This is a genomic window from Agromyces seonyuensis, assembly GCF_009789225.1.
GTDB classification, from domain to species: Bacteria; Actinomycetota; Actinomycetes; order Actinomycetales; family Microbacteriaceae; genus Agromyces; species Agromyces seonyuensis.
Window position 1 is genome coordinate 1 of sequence record NZ_WSTA01000091.1, and the last position, 15899, is coordinate 15899.

At 72.9% G+C, this 15899-nt stretch carries 17 protein-coding genes; 10 read left to right on the plus strand and 7 right to left on the minus strand.

The genetic code is table 11. The features are described from left to right. Together GB864_RS15575 and xylA are read right to left on the minus strand one after the other, a co-directional pair. Positions 1 to 721: FGGY family carbohydrate kinase (locus GB864_RS15575; RefSeq protein WP_272898207.1), on the minus strand; the 721-nt coding region annotated here is incomplete at its 3' end. Continuing rightward, positions 718 to 1926, minus strand: a complete 1209-nt coding sequence (gene xylA, locus GB864_RS15580; protein WP_160426619.1) for a xylose isomerase — start codon at positions 1924 to 1926, stop codon at positions 718 to 720. The genes GB864_RS15575 and xylA, both read right to left, overlap by 4 nt. A 115-nt stretch (positions 1927 to 2041) precedes the next feature. On the opposite strand from xylA, the gene GB864_RS15585 reads away from it, so the two are divergent. Continuing rightward, entirely contained in the window at positions 2042 to 3247 is a 1206-nt protein-coding gene (locus tag GB864_RS15585) for an ROK family transcriptional regulator (RefSeq protein ID WP_160426620.1), read from the plus strand. A 14-nt stretch (positions 3248 to 3261) separates the two neighbouring features. Here the strand turns inward: GB864_RS15585 and GB864_RS15590 are convergent, their stop codons facing one another. Further along, a complete protein-coding gene (locus GB864_RS15590) occupies positions 3262 to 3921 on the minus strand; it encodes a trimeric intracellular cation channel family protein (protein ID WP_336604036.1) in 660 nt (219 codons plus the stop codon). Positions 3922 to 4033: 112 nt separating this feature from the next. On the opposite strand from GB864_RS15590, the gene recO reads away from it, so the two are divergent. Both recO and GB864_RS15600 read left to right on the plus strand, forming a co-directional pair. Further along, positions 4034 to 4792: a DNA repair protein RecO gene (gene recO, locus GB864_RS15595; RefSeq protein WP_160426621.1), complete on the plus strand. Its 759-nt coding sequence runs from the start codon at positions 4034 to 4036 to the stop codon at positions 4790 to 4792. Next, on the plus strand, positions 4789 to 5595 hold the full coding sequence (locus GB864_RS15600) for an isoprenyl transferase (protein WP_160426622.1): 807 nt from the start codon (positions 4789 to 4791) through the stop codon (positions 5593 to 5595). Before recO ends, GB864_RS15600 begins: the two co-directional genes overlap by 4 nt. Positions 5596 to 5655: 60 nt before the next feature. Here GB864_RS15600 and GB864_RS15605 read toward each other — a convergent pair whose 3' ends face one another. The 3 genes from GB864_RS15605 to GB864_RS15615 all read right to left on the minus strand — a co-directional run bounded on the left by GB864_RS15605 (position 5656) and on the right by GB864_RS15615 (position 8152). Beyond that, positions 5656 to 6240 carry a P-loop NTPase family protein gene (locus GB864_RS15605; RefSeq protein WP_160426623.1) on the minus strand — a complete coding sequence of 195 codons (585 nt, stop codon included), beginning with the start codon at positions 6238 to 6240 and terminating at the stop codon, positions 5656 to 5658. Between the two features lie 74 nt (positions 6241 to 6314). Beyond that, a complete protein-coding gene (locus tag GB864_RS15610; RefSeq protein ID WP_160426624.1) occupies positions 6315 to 7253 on the minus strand; it encodes a serine hydrolase in 939 nt (312 codons plus the stop codon). Continuing rightward, positions 7250 to 8152: a LysR family transcriptional regulator gene (locus GB864_RS15615; RefSeq protein ID WP_160426625.1), complete on the minus strand. Its 903-nt coding sequence runs from the start codon at positions 8150 to 8152 to the stop codon at positions 7250 to 7252. Before GB864_RS15615 ends, GB864_RS15610 begins: the two co-directional genes overlap by 4 nt. Positions 8153 to 8225: 73 nt before the next feature. Between GB864_RS15615 and bla the strand changes: the two genes are divergently transcribed. The 4 genes from bla (at position 8226) to adhP (ending at position 11277) form a co-directional block, all read left to right on the plus strand. After that, a complete protein-coding gene (bla, locus tag GB864_RS15620) occupies positions 8226 to 9128 on the plus strand; it encodes a class A beta-lactamase (RefSeq protein ID WP_160426626.1) in 903 nt (300 codons plus the stop codon). 115 nt (positions 9129 to 9243) lie between these two features. Then, entirely contained in the window at positions 9244 to 9900 is a 657-nt protein-coding gene (locus GB864_RS15625) for a DsbA family protein (protein WP_160426627.1), read from the plus strand. Further along, positions 9897 to 10052, plus strand: a complete 156-nt coding sequence (locus GB864_RS15630) for a hypothetical protein (RefSeq protein WP_160426628.1) — start codon at positions 9897 to 9899, stop codon at positions 10050 to 10052. Before GB864_RS15625 ends, GB864_RS15630 begins: the two co-directional genes overlap by 4 nt. A 211-nt stretch (positions 10053 to 10263) precedes the next feature. Then, positions 10264 to 11277 carry an alcohol dehydrogenase AdhP gene (gene adhP / locus GB864_RS15635; RefSeq protein ID WP_160426633.1) on the plus strand — a complete coding sequence of 338 codons (1014 nt, stop codon included), beginning with the start codon at positions 10264 to 10266 and terminating at the stop codon, positions 11275 to 11277. 163 nt (positions 11278 to 11440) lie between these two features. On the opposite strand, the gene GB864_RS15640 is transcribed toward adhP, so the two are convergent. Next, positions 11441 to 11932: an aminoacyl-tRNA deacylase gene (locus GB864_RS15640; RefSeq protein WP_160426629.1), complete on the minus strand. Its 492-nt coding sequence runs from the start codon at positions 11930 to 11932 to the stop codon at positions 11441 to 11443. A gap of 80 nt (positions 11933 to 12012) precedes the next feature. Here GB864_RS15640 and dusB point away from each other — a divergent pair, with 80 nt between their 5' ends. The 3 genes from dusB to dnaG form a co-directional block, all read left to right on the plus strand. Then, positions 12013 to 13170 (plus strand): tRNA dihydrouridine synthase DusB, encoded by a 1158-nt coding sequence (gene dusB, locus GB864_RS15645; RefSeq protein WP_160426630.1) that lies wholly within the window; start codon positions 12013 to 12015, stop codon positions 13168 to 13170. Continuing rightward, complete coding sequence (locus GB864_RS15650) at positions 13167 to 14426, plus strand: deoxyguanosinetriphosphate triphosphohydrolase (protein WP_160426634.1); 1260 nt, start codon at positions 13167 to 13169, stop codon at positions 14424 to 14426. Before dusB ends, GB864_RS15650 begins: the two co-directional genes overlap by 4 nt. A gap of 114 nt (positions 14427 to 14540) precedes the next feature. Further along, positions 14541 to 15899 (plus strand): DNA primase (gene dnaG, locus GB864_RS15655; protein ID WP_160426631.1); only part of this gene is annotated, 1359 nt, incomplete at its 3' end.

Consider the following 15899-nt stretch of genomic DNA (forward strand, 5'->3'; position numbering starts at 1 on the left):
CGGCCGCGTTGTCGCCGGCGCCGGGGCCCACGAGGATGCCCGCCGGCACGCCGGGCGCCGCCGCGGTCGTGCCCGCCGCCTCGGACGGGCCGAGGACGCGCGGGAGCACGGCGTCGTGCCCGAGCGCGGCGACGAGGAGCTCGCGGTCGTAGTCGCCCGTCGCGGGCGACCAGTACGACGTGCCGCTCGCATCCGAACGATCGGTGACGAGCTCCTCGAGCGCCGGCCGCTCCGGGCCGAAGCCGCGCAGCCGCCACGTCAGCCAGTCGTGGGGGAGCGCGACGGCCGCCACGCGCGCCGCGGCCCCCGGCTCCGCGTCGCGGAGCCAGCGCAGCTTCGTCGCCGTGAACGAGGCCACCGGGCTCGAGCCCGTGCGCTCGATGAGCTCGGTGCGGCCGAACTCCGCGATGAGCGCCTCGGCGGCGGGCGCCGACCGCGTGTCGTTCCAGAGCAGGGCGTCGCGGATGACGCGACCGGCTTCGTCGAGGACGACCATGCCGTGCTGCTGGCCCGCGATGGAGATCGCGTCGACGTCCTCGAGGCCCCCCGCGTCGGCGATCGCCGCGAGCAGTGCGTCCCACCAGGCATCCGGCGCGACCTCGGTGCCGCCCGGGTGGGGCGCCGACCCGCTGCGCACGAGGCGCCCCGTCGCGAGGTCGCGGACGACGACCTTGCACGACTGGGTCGACGAGTCGACGCCCGCGACGAGACGCTGGGTCAACGCGCGCCCATCAGGTGCTCGAGCGCGAGCTGCTGGAGGCGCACGAAGCCGAAGCCCTTGCCGTCGAAGTACGCCTCGGCGTCGAAGTCCTCGTACGCGCTGCGGTCCGCGAGGAGCTCGGCGTAGCCCTCGCCCTCGTTCAGGGTCGGCTGCTGGATCTCGGCGACCTTGGATGCGGCGAGCGCCTCCTGCACCTCGGGGTCGGCGCGGAAGGCCGCGGCGCGCTCCTTGAGCAGCAGGTACATGCGCATGTTGGCGTCGACCGAGCGCCAGACGCCCTCGGGGTCCTCGGTGCGGCTCGGCTTGTAGTCGAAGTGGCGGGGGCCGGTGTAGGCCTGGCCGCCGTTCGGGCCGCCGTGCTCGAGCAGGTCGACGAGCGAGAACGCGTTCTGCAGGTCGCCGTGTCCGAAGACGAGGTCTTGGTCGAACTTCACGCCGCGCTGGCCGTTGAGGTCGATGTGGAAGAGCTTGCCGGCGTCGAGGGCCTGGGCGATGCCGGCCGTGAAGTTCAGGCCCGCCATCTGCTCGTGGCCGACCTCGGGGTTCAGGCCCACCATCTCGGGGTGCTCGAGGGTCTCGATGAAGCCGAGGGCGTGGCCGACGGTCGGCAGCAGGATGTCGCCGCGGGGCTCGTTGGGCTTGGGCTCGATCGCGAAGCGCAGCGAGTAGCCCTGGTCGAGGACGTACTCCGAGAGGAGGTTCACGGCCTCGCGATAGCGGGCGAGCGCCCCTTGGATGTCCTTGGCGGCGTCGTACTCGGCGCCCTCGCGGCCGCCCCACATGACGAACGTCTCGGCGCCGAGCTCGGCGGCGAGGTCGAGGTTGCGCAGCACCTTGCGGACGGCGAAGCGGCGGACGTCGCGGTCGTTGGAGGTGAAGCCGCCGTCCTTGAAGACGGGGTGGCTGAAGAGGTTGGTCGTGACCATGGGGATCTTCAGGCCCGTGGCGTCGAGGGCGCCCTTCAGCCGGTCGATCTCGGCCTGGCGCTCGGCGTCGGTCGAGCCGAACGCGAAGAGGTCGTCGTCGTGGAAGGTCATGCCGTAGACGTTGCGCTCGGCGAGCTGCTCGACGGCGTACACGGTGTCGACATGCGCACGGGTGGCGCTGCCGAACTGGTCCTGCGCGGCCCAGCCGAAGGTCCAGAGGCCGAAGGTGAACTTGTCCTCGAGGGTGGGTGCGGGGGAGGTCTGGTCGACTTTGATCATGCGAAACAACATATCAACCCGGTCGTGCCGTTGGGAACCACCGGGCCGAACGTCTCCGGGCTCGACTGTTATGTTGTTCCGAACCGGATAATGCCGGACACGAGGAGGGACGTCGATGAGCGAGCAGATCCGCGCCGTCGCGCCCGAGCGCCACCGCGCACTCGAGGACGTGCGGCGCCGCAACCTCGCCGACATCCTGGGCATCGTGCACCGCTCGGGCCGCTCGACGCGTGCCGAGCTCACGCGCGCCACCGGGCTCAACCGGTCGACCATCGCCGCGATCGTCGGCGAGCTCGTGCGGCGCAGGCTCGTCGTCGAGCAGGCGCCCGAGGAGCGCGGCGGCGTCGGCCGGCCGAGCTTCGTCGTCGTTCCCGATCCCGCCACGATCGCGATCGTCGTCCACCCCGAGGTGGATGCCGTCGTGATCGCGTTCGTCTCCCTCGGCGGCGACGTGCAGCGGCGCTTCCGATTCGCGCAGCAGCGGCCGCCCTCGCCCGCGGAGGTCGTCGACCTCGTCGCCGGCATCGTCGAGGGCGTCGCGGCCGAACGGGAGTCCGGAGCGCTCCGGGTGCTCGGCGTCGGCGCCGCCGTTCCCGGGCTCGTCCGCTCCGACCGAGGATTCGTCGAGCTCGCGCCCGCGCTCGACTGGCACGGCGTCGAGTTCGCGCGCATGCTCGAAGCGGCGACGGGGCTGCCCGCGTTCGCCGCGAACGATGCGAACTGCGGCGTGCTCGCCGAGCACCGCACCGCTGCCGGCACGGGCGACTTCGTCTACCTCAACGGCGGCGCGAGCGGCATCGGCGGCGGCCTCGTCGTCGGCGGTCGTCTGCTCGGCGGGCGTTCCGGCTTCGCCGGTGAACTCGGCCACGTGCTCGTCGATCCCGCCGGACCGCGGTGCCGGTGCGGTTCCACGGGCTGCCTGCAGGCCATCGTCGAGCTCGGGGCACTGCGCACGGCCGCCGGACTCGATGTCGACGGCGCCGACGAGCTCCTCGACGCCCTCGTCGCGGCGATCGAGCAGCCCGGCCCGGCCGCCGACGTCGTCGACCGACAGCTCGTCGCGCTCGGCGCCGCGCTCCGCGACGCCGTCAACGTCGTCAACCCCGAAGTGATCGTGCTCGGCGGCTTCCTCGGCGACCTGCTCGAGGCGACCGGCGACCGGCTCATCGAGATCGTGCGACGCACGGCGCTGCCCGGCGCCGCGTCGGACGTGTCGATCGTCCGCGCGGAGTCCGGCGCCGGCAACCTGCTCGTCGGCGCCGCCGAGCTCGTCTTCTCGGGCATCCTCGCCGACCCGACGACGGCGCCCGCTGCGGCCTGAGCCGACGCGCCGTCCTAGGCGCGGCGCCAGACGCGCCAGCTGCCGATCGCGCGCTGCTCGGGCAGGCTCCAGCCGTAGCGTACCGAGCCGAGCCGGATGACCGTGGTGACGACGGCGCACGCGATGGACGCGATGACGATGTCGACGTCGAACGACCACAGCGCGACGAGCAGCACCGTGCCGGCGCCCGCGGCCACGGCGTAGAGCGAGCCGACGTGCATGAGCGCGATGGGCAGGTTGAGGGAGACGTCGCGGAGGATCGAGCCGCCGACCGCCGAGACGATGCCGACGAAGATCGCCGGGATCTCGGGGACGCCGACGACGAGCAGCGCCTTCGACGTGCCGATCGCGGCGAACAGGCCGATCGTGACGGCGTCGAGCGCGATGATGAGGGCGTTGAGCCGGTTGAACAGGCGCTGCAGGAGCATCCCGAGCAGTGCGGCGCCGACGGCGACGAGCAGGAACCAGTTGGTGCGCATCGCGACGGGCAGCTCGTTCAGCAGGATGTCGCGGAGGAGGCCGCCGCCGAGTCCGACGACGACGCCGATGAGGGCGACGCCGAGCAGGTCGATGCGCCGTTCCTTCAACCGTCCGGCGAACAGGGCGCCCTGCAGGGCGCCGACTCCCACCGCGACGAGATCCACCCACAGGGGGACCACGAAGGTCGTCTCCACGTGCCTGCCGCCTTCCCGCCCGTGCCGGGCCACTGCCATCATGCCAAGCCGCCGAGGCGCCGCCCGGCACCGCCGCGGGCTCGCGGTCGGCGGAAGGTGGGAAGATCGAACCGTGCCCCTCTACCGTGATGAAGCCGTCGTGCTGCGCACCCACAAGCTGGGCGAAGCCGACCGCATCCTCACGCTCCTGACCCGCCGGCACGGCAAGGTGCGCGCGGTCGCCAAGGGCGTGCGGCGCACGGCGTCGAAGTTCGGTGCCCGGCTCGAGCCGTTCATGGTCGCCGACCTGCAGCTGAGCGAGGGCCGCAGCCTCGACATCGTCACCCAGGCCGACTCCATCGGCGCCTACGGGGCGGAGATCTCGCAGGACTACGAGGCGTGGACGGCCGCGAACGCCATGGTCGAGGCCGCCGACAAGCTCACCGAATCCGAGGGCTCGCTGCAGCAATACCTCCTGCTCGTCGGCGCGCTGCGCTCGCTCGCCCGGCGCGAGCATCCGACGACCCTGACCCTCGACTCCTACCTGCTGCGCTCGCTCGCCCTCGCCGGCTGGGCGCCGTCCTTCGGCGACTGCGCCCGCTGCGGCGTGCCGGGCCCGCACAGCGCGATCATCGTGCAGCTCGGCGGCGTCGTGTGCGAGACGTGCGCGCCTCCGGGCACGCCGCGCGTCGCGCCCTCGACCGTCGACCTGCTCGCCGCCCTGCTGACGGGCGACTGGGCCCTCGCCGAGGCGGCGCCGCCCGGCGATCAGGCCCAAGCCTCCGGCATCGTCGCCGCCTATACCCAGTGGCACCTCGAGCGGGGACTCCGCTCGCTGCCGCACGTCTCCCGTGAACCCCAGAGCCTGAAAGCACCTGAGCCCCGCGCATGAGCCCCAAGCCGTACACCCACAAGGACGCCGTCCCGTATCGCCCGCTCGACTGGACGGGCCTCTACCCGCCGGAGCTGCCCGCGGCCGCCGTGCCCGACCACGTCGCCGTCGTCATGGACGGCAACGGCCGCTGGGCCAACCAGCGCGGCCTCACCCGCATCGAGGGGCACAAGGCCGGCGAGGAGGTGCTGCTCGACGTCGTCGCCGGGGCGATCCAGATCGGCGTCAAGCACCTCTCGGTGTACGCGTTCTCGACCGAGAACTGGGCGCGCTCGCCGGAGGAGGTGCGCTTCCTCATGGGGTACAACCGCGACGTGCTGCACCGCCGCCGCGACCAGCTCAACGAGTGGAACGTCCGCATCCGCTGGGCGGGCCGCAAGCCCCGCCTGTGGGGCTCGGTCATCTCCGAGCTGCAGCGCGCCGAAGAGCTCACCAAGCGCAACACCGGACTGACGCTCACGATGTGCGTCAATTACGGCGGGCGCAACGAGATCGCGGATGCCGTGCGCGCCATCGCCGAGGACGTCGCCGCCGGCCGGCTTCGCCCGAGCGCCGTCAACGAGAAGGCGATCGCGAAGCGCCTCTACGTGCCCGAACTGCCCGACGTCGATCTGTTCCTGCGCTCCAGCGGCGAGCAGCGCACCTCGAACTTCCTGCTCTGGCAGTCGGCCTACGCCGAGATGGTCTTCCTCGACACCCTCTGGCCGGACTTCTCCCGCGAAGAGCTCTGGCGCGCGATCATGATCTACGCCCAGCGCACGCGCCGCTTCGGCGGGGCGGTGGACGCCCCGAACGCCCTCTGAGGGATCGGCCCGACTCCCGCAGGCCTCGCTTCGGCGCACCGCCGCGCCGGGCGCCCAGCCTCAGCCGGCGAGCGCCCGTTCGAAGGGGCCGCGCAGCCAGCGCTCGACCTCGGCCGGCCGGCGGAGCCGCACGATGCGGAGCGTCTCCGGGTTCGCCGCCGCGGCAGCCGCGACCTGCTCGGCGAGCAGCGGATGCGTGCGCCACGACCAGCGGATGATGTGGTCGGGGTCGGTGAAGATCGTGCGCAGCGGCGCCTCGCGGTTGCCGTTCCAGAGCTCCGAACGTCGCACCCGTCGGCTGATCGTGCGACCCGTCACCCGCCGGAGCACCGTCGCGCGGGGCAGGTCGAGCCAGACGAACAGGTCGGCCCGCGCCGCGAGGCGCTCCCGCACGCGGTCGTACTGCCACTCCGTCACCCAGGCCTCGCCCGACGTGAACGCGTCGACGTCCGCCTCGAACTCGGGGCGACGCACCCAGCCGGGCCCGTGGAACAGCGCGTCGATCTCCTGATGGCGGATGCCCGTGCGCGCCGCGATCCGCTCGGCGAGCGTCGTCTTGCCCGCGCCCGATGCGCCGGCGACGAGGATGCGACGCGGCAGCCCGGGCAGATCGTCGTCGGGTCCGAGCGGCCGGGGAGCGGGCATCCGCCGATGGTAGCGCTCGCGCTCGCCGGAGCACTCTCGTCCGTCGATCGACGAGGCGGCGCCGTCGACCGGAGTCACCGCGCGAGCGTCGCGGGCCTGCGGGCGGGATGCGGCGCGGTCGCGCGCAGCTCGTCGTGGAGCACCCGGGCCGCCGCGCCGAGCGCCTGTTCCGCGCCCGGCTGCCGGTAGGCGGGCACGGACGACTCGCTGAGGACGGCGATCGCGAACCGGCCGCCGTCGGCGTGCTCGAGCACGCCGACCTCGTGCCGCAGGTGCAGGAACGTGCCGGTCTTGGAGTGCCAGCGGGCGTCATCCGATTCGAGGTCGGGGGCGAGACGGTGCCGCAGCAGGTTCTCGGCGAGGAGGCCACGCAGTTCGGCCGCGACGGTCGGGGAGAGCCGGTCGCCCCAGATCAGCTCCAGGAGATCCACGAGCGCGCGGGCGGTGCCGGCGTTCGCATTCGTGACGTCGAGCTGCGGCACGAGGTGCCCGCCGCCGGAGGTCGAGGCGCGGATGGCGAGCGCGAGCGCCTGCGGCTGCTCGTCGGGCGTGAGCCGACTCGCGAGCGTGGCGTGCAGTTCGGAGATCGCATGCCGCACGGTCACGTCGGCGATGCCGAGTTCGCGCATCCTCGCCGTGACCCGCTCGGGCGGGCAGCGCGCGAACAGGGCGTCGGCCGCGGTGTCGTCGCTCACGCACATCGCCTGGTAGAGCAGGTCTTCGACCGCCGCCTCGGTGGGATGCCGGAAGCGGCAGTAGCCGGTCGGCCCGGGCGTGCGCGAGGCCGGGTCGAGCGCGATGCGCTCGTCGAGGGCGAGGATGCCCGCGTCGGCGTCGAGAAGCACCGCGAGGGCGAGCGGGAGCTTGACCACGGAGGCGAGCGGGAACGCCCGGTCGGCGTCGATGCCGAGCTCGCGGCCGTCGCGGAGGTCGCGCACGAGCACCGAGGCGGTGAGGCCGGCCTCACGCAGCAGCGCGGCGGCCTCGCGCTCCGAGGCCCGCGAGCCGATCATGCGCTCGCCCCTGCCGGGACGCGGGCGGTCGCGCCCAGGAGGGCCGGGATTCGCTCGCCGATCGCCTCGCGCACCCGACCGGCGAGCGCCGCATCGCGGTGGCCGAGCGCGTAGCCGCGACCGAGATGGAGCTCGCCGAGCGGATGCCAGTGGAGGCCGTGGGCCGCCGCCTCGACCGGGGTGGCGAGCACGAGGTCGTCGCCGTGCGCGGCCGCCATGGCCGAGATCGTCGAGGCGGCCACCCGCAGCTGCGCCGGCACGAGCCCCGCGCCGTTGCGCACCCGCTCGACGCGGTCGCGCACCTGAGGCACGTCGTCCTCGGGACTGAGGTGCAGTCGGCGGAGCCGCGCCGCGCCCCGGCCGCCCCGCAGTTCGGCGAAGTGGAACGGCCGCGGCGCGCTGCCGCGCGTCGCCGAGGCGACCCCGAGCGGGCTCGACCACTCGGCGCGGTCCGGCTCGACGTGCAGGAGCGCCAGTTCGAACCGGCCCGACCGGAGCCCGTCGGCGCGCTCCGCCGGCGTCGCCGGTACGAGTTCGAGCACGGCGTCCGGGGCGGCGTCGGCGCAGAGCCGGGCGGCCGCGGCGGCGTCGACGAAGCCGGGCACCGCGAGGGCGATCGGCCGGCGTCGGGCGCGTTCGGCGTCGTCCTCGAGCTCGGCGGCCGCGTCGACGAGCTTGATCGCGCTCGCGAGCACGCCGCGGCCGAAGGCCGTGAGCTCCACGCGGCGGGAACTCCGTTCGAACAACGGAGCTCCGAGGTGCGCTTCGAGGGCGGCGACGCGGCGGCTGGCGACGGACTGCGTGAGCCCGGCAGCGGTCGCGCCGGCGGTGAAGCTCTCGCGACGGGCGACGGCGACGAACGCCTCGCACGCCGCGCGGAGGTCGAGCTGCCGGGTCATGCATTCCACTGTCGCATCGATGGCGGCTTCCGGTGCTTTGCCCGGGTGCGCGCCGCGCGCCCAGACTCGCGGCATGACAGAGACGCACGGAATCTCACGACGTTCGCTCCTCGCCCTCGGCGGTGCCTCGGCGGCCGGGGCGGCGGTGGTCCTCGCCGAGCCGGCCGCCGCGGCGGCACCGCGCAGCGGCCTCGGTACGGACGCCGCACGCATGACGCGGGATATCGCCGCCATCGAGCGCCGCACCGGCGTGACCATCGGCGTCGCGATGTCGGGCGCCGCACGTCGGGACTCGTTCGCGTACCGCGCGACGGAGACGTTCCCGATGTGCTCCCTCTTCAAGGTGCTCGCCGCCGCCGCGCTCATCGAAGCGCGCGCGTGTGACGAGGAGTACTGGACCACGCCGCAGCCCGTCGGCACGGTCGTCGAGGACTCGCAGGTGTTCGAGGGACTCACCGAGGCGACGCCCGAGCTCGCGGCCGACGCCGCGTTGCGCTTCAGCGACAACACGGCCGGCAACTACCTGCTGCGCGAGCTCGGCGGACCGGCCGCGATCGGCGCGTTCGCCGCGCGCTTCGGGGCGCGCTCCACCCGGCTCGACCGGTGGGAGCCGGAGCTCAACGAGGCGACGCCCGGCGACCCGCGCGACACCACGACGCCGGCCGACATCGCCCGGGTCTACCGCGCCCTCGTGCTCGAGGATGCCGCCGGGGTGCTCGTCGGCTCCCGGCTCCGAGCCTGGATGCTGCGCAACCGCACGTCGGATGCCCGGATGCGCGCGGGTCTCGACCGCCCCTACGACCTCGCCGACAAGACGGGCGGCGGCTCGTACGGCGTCGTCAACGACGCGGGCGTGCTGTGGCGGCCGGGGGAGTCGACGCGCACGATCGCGATCCTCACCCGGCGCACCGACGACCCGGAGGCGCCGCGCGACAACACGGTCGTCGCCGAGGTCACCCGCATCCTCACGGCGTGACCGGCTCGGCGGGGCCGCTGCGCGCCGGCCCCGCCCGCCGGCGGGCAGCCGCCGATCGATCGACGCGACGCACCGTCTCGGAATGTTTCCCAGGGTCGTGACGTTGACTGGCGTCGTGAGCAACCCGATCAACATCGACATCTGGTCCGATATCGCCTGCCCGTGGTGCTTCATCGGCAAGCGCCACCTCGAGGCCGGCATCGCCGCCCTCGGCGAGGACGCCCCCGACGTGAACATCACGTACCACTCGTACGAGCTCTCGCCCGACACCCCGGCCGACTTCGTGGGGTCGACGACCGAGTACCTCGCCGGCAAGCGCGGCATGCCCGTCGGCCAGGTCGAGCAGATGCTCGAGCGCGTCACCGGCATCGCCGCCGAGGCCGGGCTCCACTACGACTTCGACCAGGTCAAGCACACCAAGACCCTGAAGGCCCACGAACTGCTGCACTTCGCGAAGGCGCACGGCAAGCAGCTCGAGCTGAACGAGCGCCTGCTCTCGGCCTACTTCGAGGAGGGCGGTTACGTGAACCGCGTCGACGACCTCGTCGCCTACGCCGCGGAGGTCGGCCTGGACGCCGACGCCGCCCGTTCGGCGCTCGAGTCGGGCGAGTACCACGACGCCGTGCAGGCCGACATCGCGCAGGCCGGCGCCTACGGCATCCAGGGCGTGCCCTTTTTCGTCTTCGAGGGCAAGTACGGCGTCTCGGGCGCCCAGCCGGCCGAGGTCTTCTCCAATGTGCTGACGCAGCTCGCCGAGGAGCAGGCCGCGTGAGCGCCGAGCCGACGGGGGCTGCCGCGCCCGTGGACGCTCCCGCCCTGACGCTCCTGCCGGGAGCGCTCGGCGCCCCCGTGTGCGAGGGCGACGCCTGCACGTTCCCCGGGTTCGAGGACGCGCCGGTCGTGCCGGCCGACCGCGCGGTCTGACCGAACGCGACCGAACCGCCCGCCGCCGACCTCGGCCGCGGGCGGTTCGTCGTTCCGATGGGACGAGTGGCACGCCTTCTGTCCATGATTGTTCAACAATCTAGACTGGAAGTGGCTTCGGGAAGCCCGGAGCCCACCGGAACACCACCGGCCAGCCAATGGAGGAATGAGCACCATGACCGACGTCCTCACCGTCACCGCCACCGACACGATGCGTGCCGCGGTCGTCCACGAACTCGGAGCCCCGCTCTCGGTCGAGCGCGTGAGCATCCCGGCACCCGGCCCCGGACAGGCGCTGGTCAAGAACCTCACGACGGGCGTCTGCCACACCGACCTCCACGCCGCCCACGGCGACTGGCCCGTCAAGCCGAAGGGCGACCTCATCCCGGGCCACGAGGGCGTCGGCCGCGTCGTGGCCGTCGGCGAGGGCGTCACCGCGCTCGCCGTGGGCGATCTCGTCGGCAACGCGTGGCTGTGGAGCGCCTGCGGCGCCTGCGAGTTCTGCGAGACCGGCAACGAGACGCTGTGCCCGAACGCCGTCTACGGCGGCTACACGATCGACGGCTCCTTCGGCGAGTACATGCTCGTCGACGAGCGCTTCGCCGCACGCATCCCGGACGGCGCCGACCCCGTCGAGGTCGCGCCCGTGCTCTGCGCCGGCGTCACCGTCTACAAGGGCCTCAAGCAGACCGAGGCCCGCCCGGGCCAGTGGGTCGTCATCTCCGGCATCGGCGGGCTCGGCCACGTGGCCGTGCAGTACGCCGTCGCCATGGGCCTGCGCGTCGTCGCCGTCGACATCGCCGAGGACAAGCTCGAGCTCGCGCGCACGCACGGCGCCGAGGTCGTGGTCAACGCCCTCGACGGCGACCCGGTCGCCGCGGTCGTGGAGGCGACCGACGGCGGTGCCCACGGCGTGCTCGTCACCGCCGTGCACCCTTCGGCCTTCGGCCAGGCGATCGGGATGACCCGTCGCAACGGCACCGCGGTGTTCGTCGGGCTGCCCCCGGGCGACTTCCCGGCGCCGATCTTCGACATCGTGCTGCGCGGCATCACGGTGCGCGGTTCGCTCGTCGGCACGCGGCGGGACCTCGTCGAGGCCCTCGACTTCTACGCGCGCGGCCTCATCCACCCGACCGTCGCCGAGGACCGCATCGAGAACATCAACGCGATCTTCGCGGAACTCGAGGAGGGCAAGGTCGACGGGCGCATCGTCGTGCGCTACTGATCAGTGGTCCGCTGGTCGAGGGGGCGCTCGGTATCGAGACTCGGCCGTCTCACCGGGTCTCGATACGCTTCGCTACTCGACCGGCGGGGCTCTCCGGGTCTCGAGAGGCTGCGCTCCTCGACCGGCGGGAGGCTGTGCTCCTCGACCTGCGGGCTCTCCGGGATCACTCCGGGTCGCTGATGTCGGCGACGACCGCGCCGAACGCGACGGCGAGGGCGTCGGCCTCGACGAAGAGCGAGCGGCCGTGCTCGCCCGCGCCGAGGGAGACGCGCCGGCCGGCGACCGAGGCATCCAGGTAGACGGGCCACGGCGTCGACGAGCCGAGCGGCGTGATCGTGCCGCGCCGGTAGCCGGTCGCCTCGAATGCGCGCTCGGCGTCGGGCAGCTGCAGCTTGTTGACGCCGACGAGGGCGCGCAATTTCGGCCACGAGATCTTGCGACCGCCCGGCACGAGGGCGAACAGGTAGTCGCCGTCGTGGCGCTTGACGACGAGCGACTTCACGATGTCGCCGGGCAGGATGCCCATGAGCTCGGCCGCCTCCTCGAGGGAGTTCGCGGCGGGCCGCTGCACGACCTCGATCGCCAGGCCGCGCGCCAGCGCGTCGGCCTCGACCCGCGCGACTCCGCCGCCGGCGGGCTCGTCCGCATCGTTCATCGTCGTCGCACCTCTCGTTCACGGGCAGCGTCCGGGCGACGCCCAGCGCACTCCGGCGCTCATCTGGGAGAATACCCACGATGACTTCGACTGCCCCCGCCCCAGCCCGGCCGCTCTCGATCGGCCCGATCGAGCTCGACGTGCCCGTCGTGCTCGCGCCGATGGCGGGCATCACCAACACGGCGTTCCGTCGGCTGTGCCGCGAATACGGCGCTGGCCTTTACGTCAGCGAGATGATCACGAGCCGCGCGCTCGTCGAGCGCACCCCCGAATCGATGCGCCTCATCACGCACCACGAGTCCGAGACGACCCGCAGCATCCAGCTCTACGGCGTCGACCCGAAGACGGTCGCCGAGGCGGTCACGATGCTCGTCGCGGAGGACCGCGCCGACCACATCGACCTCAACTTCGGCTGCCCGGTGCCCAAGGTCACGCGCAAGGGCGGCGGCAGCGCGCTGCCGTGGAAGACGGGCCTGTTCCGCGACATCGTCGAGGGAGCCGTCAAGGCCGCCGGTCCGCTGCCGCTCACGGTGAAGATGCGCAAGGGCATCGACGCCGACCACCTCACCTACCTCGAGGCCGGCCGCATCGCCGAGGGCGCGGGCGTCGCGGCCATGGCGCTGCACGGGCGCACCGCGAGCGAGTTCTACTCCGGCAAGGCCGACTGGTCGGCGATCGCGAAGCTCAAGGAGACGGTCACGAGCGTGCCCGTGCTCGGCAACGGCGACATCTGGTCGGCCGACGACGCGCTCCGCATGATGGCGGAGACGGGCGCCGACGGCGTCGTCGTCGGGCGCGGATGCCTCGGGCGGCCGTGGCTCTTCGGCGACCTGGCCTCGGCGTTCACCGGCGGCGATCGCAAGGCGCAGCCGAGCCTCGGCGAGGTCGCGCAGGCGTTCAAGCGCCACGCCGAGCTGCTCGTCGACTTCTTCGACGACGAGCTGCGCGGCTGCCGCGACATCCGCAAGCACGTCGCCTGGTACTTCAAGGGCTACCCGGTCGGCGGCGACCTGCGCGCCCGTCTCGCGCAGACCGAGACGCTCGCCCACCTCGACGAGCTGCTCGGCGAGCTCGACTGGTCGATGCCGTACCCGGGCGAGGGCGCCGAGGGGCCGCGCGGCCGTGCCGGCACCCCGAAGACCCCTGCACTGCCGGAGGGCTGGCTCGACTCCCGCGAACTGGCGAGCGCCCACCGGGCCGGACTCGTCGAGGACGCCTTCGACACGAGCGGCGGCTGAGGGTGGCGCGGTTGTTCGGCGGCTACGAGGCCGCCGACCAGGATCGGCGCTTCCCGGAGGAGCACTACAGTCGGCGCAGCGACTTCGCGCGCGACCGTGCGCGCCTGCTGCACTCGAGCGCGCTGCGGCGCCTCGCGGCGAAGACGCAGGTGCTGAGCCCCACGGCGGGACTCGACTTCGCCCGCAACCGCCTCACCCACTCGCTCGAGGTCGCCCAGATCGGGCGCGAACTCGCCGCCGACCTCGCGCTCGACCCCGACGTCGTCGACACCGCGTGCCTCGCGCACGACCTCGGCCACCCGCCATTCGGGCACAACGGCGAGAAGGCGCTCAACACGTGGGCGGCCGACATCGGCGGGTTCGAGGGCAACGCGCAGACGCTGCGGCTGCTCACGCGCCTCGAGCCGAAGGTCATCGGACCGGACGGCACGTCCTACGGCCTCAACCTCACCCGCGCGAGCCTCGACGCGAGCTGCAAGTACCCGTGGCCGGAGGCGACGAGCGTCGCCGACCCGTCGGGCCGCGCGAAGTTCGGCTTCTACCACTCCGATCTCGACGCCTTCAGATGGCTCCGCGCGGGCGCGCCCGAGCGGCGCCTCTGCGTCGAGGCGCAGGTCATGGACCTCAGCGATGACATCGCCTATTCCGTGCACGACTTCGAGGATGCCGTCGTCAACGGCTTCATCGACGTCAGCGAGCTCGGGGCGCGCGTCGACCACGCGGCCCTCGTCGACGCCATGCACGAGTGGGTCGGCGGGTCGCACTCGCGCGACGAGCTCATGGCCGCGTTCGACCGCCTCGACTCGCTCGACGTGTGGCTCGATTCCTACGACGGCAGCCGCCTCGACCAGGCGCGCCTGAAGAACCTGACGAGCCAGCTGATCGGCCGCTTCGCCCAGGCCTCCACGGCCGCCACGCGCGACGCCTACCCGCAGGCGTCGACCATCCGGTTCGAGGCCGACGTCGTCGTGCCGCGCGAGATCCGCGCCGAGATCGCCGTGCTGAAGGGCATCGTCGCCGCCCACGTGATGAGCCGGGGCACCCGCCAGCCGATCTACACGCAGCAGCGGCAACTGCTCGAAGCGCTCGCCTCGGTGCTCCTGGAGACCGGCGAACAGCACCTCGAGGCCGGCTTCGCGGAGGACTGGAAGGCGGCAGGCGACGACGGCGCGCGCAAGCGCGTGATCGTCGACCAGGTCGCGAGCCTCACCGACCAGGGCGCGATCGCCTGGGCCGAACGACTCGTGCGCGACTGAGCGCCTGCTCGTCGGTCGAGTAGCGAAGCGTATCGAGACCGAAGCGCACTGCTCACGCGGTCTCGATACGCGGGACCGCCGCTGCTCGACCAGCGGCGGCTAGGCTGTATCGCTATGGCGGGCAGGATTCGACAGAGCGATGTCGACGAGGTGAAGGCCCGCACGAACATCGCCGATATCGTCGGCGAGCACGTCACCCTGAAATCGGCGGGCGTGGGGTCGCTGAAGGGGCTCTGCCCCTTCCACGACGAGCGCAGTCCGAGCTTCCACGTGCGCCCCGGCCACGGGTACTACCACTGCTTCGGGTGTGGCGAATCGGGCGACGTCTACTCGTTCCTGCAGAAGATGGACCACGTCACCTTCGCCGAGGCCGTCGAACGTCTCGCGGGGCGGCTCGCGTACGAGCTGCACTACGAAGACGGCGGCCCGGCGCGCGAGACCGGCAACCGGGCGCGGCTGCTGGCCGCCAACCAGGCCGCGGCGGAGTTCTTCGCGGCCCGGCTCGGCGACGCCGACGCGGGCGCCGCGCAGGCGTTCCTCGGCGGGCGCGGCTTCGACCCGCTCGCCGCCGCCCGCTTCGGCGTCGGGTACGCGCCGAAGGGCTGGGACGCCCTCACGAAGGCGATGCGCTCGCGCGGCTTCACCGACGAGGAGCTCGCGGCATCCGGGCTCGTGTCCCAGGGCGACCGGGGGATCTACGACCGATTCCGCGGCAGGCTCGTGTGGCCGATCCGCGACGTCACCGGGCAGACGGTCGGCTTCGGCGCCCGCAAGCTCTACGACGACGACCAGGGCCCGAAGTACCTCAACACCCCGGAGACGTCGATCTACCACAAGGCCCAGGTGCTCTACGGCCTCGACCTGGCCAAGCGCGAGATCTCGCGCTCGCGCAAGGTGGTCGTCGTCGAGGGCTACACCGACGTCATGGCGTGCCACCTCGCGGGCGTCACGACCGCGGTCGCCACGTGCGGCACCGCGTTCGGCGTCGACCACATCAAGATCCTCCGTCGCGTGCTCGGCGACGAGGGCGGCGGCGAGGTCGTCTTCACCTTCGACGGCGACGAAGCGGGGCAGCGCGCGGCCATGCGCGCCTTCGCCGAGGAGCAGCGCTTCAGCGCGGCCACGTTCGTGGCCGTCGCCCCCGACGGGCTCGACCCGTGCGACCTGCGCCTGCAGCGCGGCGACGCCGCCGTGCGCGGGCTCGTCGACGCGAAGACGCCGATGTTCGAGTTCGTCCTCCGCCACACGATCGCGGCCTTCGACCTGAACACGGTCGAGGGACGCGTCGGAGCCCTGCGCAAGGCCGCCCCGATCGTCGCCGAGATCAAGGACGTCTCCCTGCGTCCGGCGTACACGCGCGAGCTCGCGCGGATGCTCGGCATCGACCTCGGGGAGGCGCAGCGCGCCGTGCGCGGCGCCGGCGGCGCGGGCGGGTCGCGCTCGGGAGCGTCCGGCGGACGCGGCGACGCGCGC